Genomic DNA, 5,118 nt, shown 5'->3' on the forward strand with positions numbered 1-5,118 from the left:
GTCGGATCAGCGCCGGAAGTCGGCGCCCTTGCGCTCCACCGTGCGGACCATGCCTTTCCATTCCGCCAGGCCGTATTCCTGGGTCGGGCGCATCTTCTTCATCCGCTCCGCCGCCTTCTTCTGCACATACTCCTCGATGACGATCGGCGGCTCGTCCAATTGCCGGGCGATCAGCTCCAGCTCGCAGGCGCGTTCCAGCATATACAAACGCATCATCGCGCCGTGGATCGTTTCACCCAGGGTCAGCAGGCCGTGGTTCAGCAGCACGACGCAGCTTCCCGTGGCGCAGCTCTTGCCCAGCGCCTCGCACTCCTCGACCGTCGCCGGCACGCCGTATTCGTGGTAGACGACGTCGTCGATCACGTGCATCGCGTCCTGGCTGATCGGGCGGATCCCGTTGCGGATCAGCGACAGTCCGGCGCCCGCGCGGGTATGGGTGTGCAGCACGCAATTGGCATCCGGCCGCGCCTTGTAAACGCCGGAATGAATGATGTAGCCGGCATTGTTGAACTTGCCGTTCGGCGTCAGGACGGTGCCGTCCAGATGCACCTTGCACAGCGACGACGCGGTGATCTCGTCGAACATCTCGCCATAGTTGTTGATCAGGAAGTGCTCTGGCTCACCCGGAACGCGTGCCGACATGTGTGTATTGATCAGGTCGGTCCAACCGAGATCGTTGCAGACATGGTACAGCGCCGCGAGCTCGCAGCGTGTTTGCCATTCGGCGTCCGACATTCCAGAAGCGACTTTGAGGGCAGCAGACATCGAGACATCCTTTCTGACGATTGTATCCCCGCTCGGATCGTGGCCCTGATCGCACCACCGCGCAAGGTTTGCGCCCGGATTGCCACGGTTTAAGCTGGCATTTCACGTCAAACCGCATACATCCCCGGCAATTCTGGAGAGTCTGCCGATGATCGTCTCTTGGTCCCCGCCGTGGCGCGACCGGCGCGGCCGCTTCCTGCCGTTCAAGGCCGCGGTGCTGGCGCTGCTGTTCGTTCCGGGCGTGCTGTGTCTCTACTGGCTGGGGACGGGGCAGTTGGGTGCGCGGCCGCTGACCGAGGCCATCCACGAAACCGGTCTCTGGGCGATCCGGTTCCTGATGATCTCGCTGGCGATCACGCCGCTGGCCCGGGCGCTGGAGTGGAACGGGCTGCTGCTGGTGCGGCGGAATGTGGGGGTGGCGGCGGCGTTGTATGCAGTCGCGCATCTCGGCCTATACGTCGTCGACGAGAACTTCCGCCTCGGCACCGTCATCTCCGAGATCGCGCTGCGCTTCTACCTGACGATCGGCTTCGCCACGCTGCTGGTCCTGATCGCCCTCGCCTGGACCTCCACCGACGCTTGGACCAAGAAGCTCGGCCGGAACTGGAAGCGCCTGCACCGGCTGGTCTACCCCTTCGGGGTCGTGGCGCTGCTGCATTACTACATCCAGTCCAAGCTGAACGTGTCGGAGCCGGTGTTCGTGTCGGGCCTGTTCGTCTGGCTGATGGCCTGGCGCCTGCTGCCCGAGTCGTGGCGGCGTCGTCAGGGATTCGGCGTCCTCACGGCGCTGTACGGCAGCCTCGCCATCGTGTCCGCGCTGCTGACGGCGGGGTTGGAGTTCGCCTGGTACGGGCTGACCACGCGCGTGGACCCGTTCCGGGTGCTGGCGGCGAACGAATCCATCGCGCGCGGCCTGCGGCCGGCGCATTGGGTGCTGGTGGCGACGGTGGCGTTCGCGATCGTGGTCCTGGGACGGAGGCTGACCCGCACCCCCGCACCGGCACGCCGGGTCCCGGCCTGATCCGCGCGCGGGCTTGCCAATCGCGGCCCGCCTCTGGTCAATGCGATCCGACGCATCGTCTGGAACGCGGTATCGATGACCTGCTTCTTTTCTCGCCGGGCGCTTCGGCTTGAGCGCTGACGTGACGACCCCGGCATGGCGGCTGGAGCGGCGCGGCGCCGAGGCCACGCTGCGGCTGACCGGCGACTGGGTCGCGCGCGAGGGCGGCATGCGCGCCGCCAGGACGGCCGACCTGGTGAAGGAAGCGCAAGGCGTCCGCCGGCTGTCCTTCGACACCACCGGGCTGGGGCGCTGGGACAGCGCGATCATTGTTTTCGTCCAAGCGTTGCATGCCGCCGCCCTCGACATCGACGAAACCGGCCTGCCCCCCGCCGCCCGGCGTCTGCTCGCGCTCGCCGCGGGCGACACGGCCCCGGCCGAGACCGGTCCCCGGCCAAAGGCCTCGCTGCCGACGCGGGTGGGGGAGGACGTCATCGCCCGCTGGAACGGCGCGGTCTCCGTCACCGAACTGATCGGGGACACGGTGCTGCGCGGGTCGGCGGCGGCGGTGGGACGGGGAGGCACGCGGCTGGTCGACGTGCTGCAGATGATGCGCGAAGCCGGCGCCAGCGCCCTGCTGATCGTCACCGTCGTCAACGGCCTGATCGGTGGCATCCTGGCCTTTGTCGGCGCCGTCCAGCTCCGCCGCTTCGGCGCCGACATCTTCGCCGCCGACCTGGTCGGCATCGCCCTGGTGCGGGAAATGGCGGCGGTCATGACCGCGATCGTCATGGCCGGCCGCACCGGCGGGGCCTATGCCGCGCAGATCGCCACGATGCAGGGCAACGAGGAGATCGACGCCCTCAAGGCGTTCGGGATCCCGGTCTTCGATTACCTGGTCTTGCCGCGGGTCACGGCGCTGATCGCGATGATGCCGCTGCTCTACATCTATGCCTGCGCCGTCGGCCTGGTCGGGGGCCTGGTGGTCAGCATCTCGGTCCTGGACCTGACAAGCACGGCCTATATCGAGGAGACGCGGCGCGCGATCTCCGGCATCCAGTTCTGGCTTGGCCTGAGCAAAAGCATCGCCTTCGGCACGCTGATCGCCCTGGCCGGCTGCCATATCGGCCTGCGCGCGGGACGCAGCGCGGCGGATGTCGGCCGGGCGGCGACCAGCGCGGTGGTGACCGGGATCATTGGCGTGATCGTGTTGGACGCCATCTTTGCCATCTGCGCCAACGCGCTCATGATCTGACGCCATGACGCTGGAACCTGCCTCCGACGACCGGCTCCGCGCCGAGGACCTGACCCTGGCCTTCGGGCCGCGGGTCATCCAGCGTGACCTGTCGTTCTCGGTCCGCCGCGGGTCCATCTTCGCGGTGATGGGCGGCAGCGGGTGCGGGAAAAGCACGGTCATGCGTGCGATCATGGGCCTGACCCGCCCCGCCAAGGGCACGGTGCTGGTGGACCAGGAGGATTTCTGGGCGGCGCCCGCCGACCGCCGGATCGAAATCAGCCGCCGTTTCGGCGTGCTGTTCCAGAACGGAGCGTTATGGAGCGCGATGAGCGTCGCCGAGAACGTGGCCCTGCCGCTGGAGCTGTTCACCCGCCTCGACGCCGCCTCGATCGAGGCGCTGGTGCGGCTCAAGCTCTCGCTGGTGGGATTGAGCGCGGCCGGCCAGCGCATGCCCTCGGAACTGTCGGGGGGCATGCGCAAGCGGGCGGGCCTGGCGCGGGCGCTGGCGCTGGACCCGGACGTGCTGTTCCTGGACGAACCTTCGGCGGGCCTGGATCCGATCACGTCGAAACGGCTGGATGACCTGATCGTCGAGCTGCGGGACGGGCTGGGGGCGACGATCGTGATGGTCAGCCACGAGCTGCCGAGCCTGTTTTCGATCTGTGACGACGGGGTTTTCCTGGACGCGGAGACGCGGACCGCGATTGCCCACGGCTCCCCCAAGGCGCTGCGCGACGGCTGTGAGCATCCCACGGTCCGGGCGTTCATGCTGCGGGAACGCGTCGACGACGCGCCAGCCGATACACCTCGGAAGGAGGCCGCGCATGGCCGTGTCTAGGCCGGCGATCGTCGGCAGCTTCGTGTTGGGCGGCCTGGCGCTGGTCGTGGCGGGGATCCTGTTCTTCGGCGGCTCCCGGCTGTTCGCCCACACCACCCGTGCCGTGATCTTCTTCGACGGTTCGGTGGCGGGGCTGGATGTCGGTTCGCCGGTGACGTTCCGCGGGGTGCGGGTCGGGTCGGTGCAGCACGTCACGCTGCAGCTTTCACGCAGGGGCGGCGCGCGCATTCCGGTGATCATCGAGCTCGTCCCCGGCCAGGTGAGGCTTAGCGCCGAGGACATCCACAACGGCAATATCAGCGTCGAGAAGCTGGTGGAGGCCGGGCTGCGGGCGCAGCTCAACCTGCAGAGCTTCGTCACCGGCCAGTTGCGGATCGACCTGGATTTCCGGCCTTCGACCCCGCCCAGGATGGTGGACGCCAACGAAGACAACCTGCCGCAGATCCCCGCGCTGCCCTCGGACCTGGAGCGGCTGCGCGCCACGCTGTCGGAAATCCCCGTCGCCGACCTCGCGAAATCGGCGCAGCGGACGCTGGAAACGGTGGAGAACCTGACCCAGCGCCTGGATAAGCAGATCGGGCCGCTGCTGGACAGCAGCCGGCAGACCCTGGACACCGCGACGCGGACGCTGAACACGACGGACCAGTCGGTGGCCCAACTGCGTGAGCAGGCCACGCAGACCCTGGAGGCGATCACCGGCCTGGCGAACGCGGCGCAGAAACAGCTCGACGGGCGGGGTGCCGACTTGCAGCAGGTGCTGAAATCGGCGCAGCGGGCGGCAGACCAGGCCAATGCGCTGCTGGTGAACGTGAACCAGCTCACGTCCCAGCGGTCGGACCTGCGCGGCAACCTGAACGCGGCGGTGCGGGACTTGGCGGCCAGCGCCAGTTCGCTGCGCGGGTTCACCCAGACCATCGAGCGAGACCCCAGCACCCTGCTGCGGGGCAGGAGATAGCGATGCGCCGCCGAACTGCCTTCGCCGTCCTGGCGACCTTGCTGGTGTCGGCCTGTTCATCGGGGCCGGCGCCGGCGATCTATGTCCTGGGCGGCGGCGGGCCGGTGACCGACGTGGCCGAACCACTGGCCGGACGGCCGGTGATCCTGGTGCAGCGCGTGCTGATGCCGGATTACCTCGACGTCACGGACATCCAGGTCCGGCAGGCCGGCAACGTGATGCACGCAAGCTCGACGGGCCGTTGGGGGGAACGGCTCTCGTCGGCGGTTCGGGGCGCGCTGGCGAACGACCTCGGGCGCGCCTTGCCGGGGTTTGTCGTGACG

At 68.3% G+C, this 5,118-nt stretch carries 6 protein-coding genes; 5 read left to right on the forward strand and 1 reads right to left on the reverse strand.

What is annotated here, in order from left to right:
* Positions 1-6: 6 nt before the first annotated feature.
* Positions 7-765, reverse strand: a complete 759-nt coding sequence (locus VHB27_RS13275) for a class II aldolase/adducin family protein (protein ID WP_325601133.1) — start codon at positions 763-765, stop codon at positions 7-9.
* A 148-nt stretch (positions 766-913) separates the two neighbouring features.
* Here VHB27_RS13275 and VHB27_RS13280 point away from each other — a divergent pair, with 148 nt between their 5' ends.
* The 5 genes from VHB27_RS13280 to VHB27_RS13300 form a co-directional block, all read left to right on the forward strand.
* Positions 914-1,786 carry a sulfite oxidase heme-binding subunit YedZ gene (locus VHB27_RS13280; protein WP_325601135.1) on the forward strand — a complete coding sequence of 291 codons (873 nt, stop codon included), beginning with the start codon at positions 914-916 and terminating at the stop codon, positions 1,784-1,786.
* Positions 1,787-1,895: 109 nt separating this feature from the next.
* Positions 1,896-3,020, forward strand: coding sequence for an MlaE family ABC transporter permease (locus VHB27_RS13285; RefSeq protein ID WP_325601136.1), 1,125 nt, complete (start codon positions 1,896-1,898; stop codon positions 3,018-3,020).
* A 4-nt stretch (positions 3,021-3,024) separates the two neighbouring features.
* On the forward strand, positions 3,025-3,840 hold the full coding sequence (locus VHB27_RS13290; protein WP_325601138.1) for an ABC transporter ATP-binding protein: 816 nt from the start codon (positions 3,025-3,027) through the stop codon (positions 3,838-3,840).
* Entirely contained in the window at positions 3,827-4,795 is a 969-nt protein-coding gene (locus VHB27_RS13295) for an MlaD family protein (protein WP_325601140.1), read from the forward strand. The genes VHB27_RS13290 and VHB27_RS13295 overlap by 14 nt, the downstream gene beginning before the upstream one ends.
* Positions 4,796-4,797: 2 nt before the next feature.
* The coding region (locus VHB27_RS13300; protein ID WP_325601142.1) for a PqiC family protein at positions 4,798-5,118 on the forward strand (321 nt) is incomplete at its 3' end.

This window comes from Rhodopila sp. (assembly GCF_035548235.1).
Taxonomy (GTDB): domain Bacteria; phylum Pseudomonadota; class Alphaproteobacteria; order Acetobacterales; family Acetobacteraceae; genus Rhodopila.

Excerpts from the sequence above, each read along its gene's own strand:
- VHB27_RS13275 (WP_325601133.1), bottom strand. The coding sequence starts at position 765 with ATGTCTGCTGCCCTCAAAGTCGCTTCTGGAATGTCGGACGCCGAATGG.
- VHB27_RS13280 (WP_325601135.1), top strand. The coding sequence starts at position 914 with ATGATCGTCTCTTGGTCCCCGCCGTGGCGCGACCGGCGCGGCCGCTTC.
- VHB27_RS13290 (WP_325601138.1), top strand. The coding sequence starts at position 3,025 with ATGACGCTGGAACCTGCCTCCGACGACCGGCTCCGCGCCGAGGACCTG.
- VHB27_RS13295 (WP_325601140.1), top strand. The coding sequence starts at position 3,827 with ATGGCCGTGTCTAGGCCGGCGATCGTCGGCAGCTTCGTGTTGGGCGGC.